We start from the raw sequence: 396 nt of genomic DNA, 5'->3' as shown, positions 1-396 counted from the left end.
TGATGCAACGTCCGCAGCGGATACCGATATACAGGCCTCCTCCGAGGCGCCAGGGAGATGGGTCAGTGTTTATGCCGTGCCGAAGATGGACTGTCCATCAGAAGAACGAATGATTCGCCTAGCCCTGAACGGCTTTGAGGAGATTCGGGCGCTGTCCTTCGACTTGTCGAACCGCCGGCTGAAGGTCGTGCATGACGGCGAGGTCGAGCCCGTCACCTCGAAACTGAAGACCTTGGGGCTAGGCGCCTCGCTTCAGGAAACCGTCGCTGCAAATCCGGAGACCATCAAGGCCGCCGAGTTTTCGGCAGCTTCTGCTAAGCAAGAATCCGGGACCCTGCGCTGGTTGCTCGGCATCAATGCACTTCTGTTCGTGGTGGAAATGACTGCCGGTCTGAT

Annotated in this window: 1 pseudogene; it reads left to right on the top strand. The window is 58.3% G+C overall.

What is annotated here, in order from left to right:
• Positions 1-396: pseudogene (locus tag ACTRWE_RS19300) on the top strand (cation transporter); the annotation flags it as partial.

Source organism: Pseudoalteromonas sp. G5_S1_54_S4, from assembly GCF_054968565.1.
Note: the sequence above shows the minus strand (reverse complement) of the source record. Positions and strands in the feature narration are given on the sequence as shown.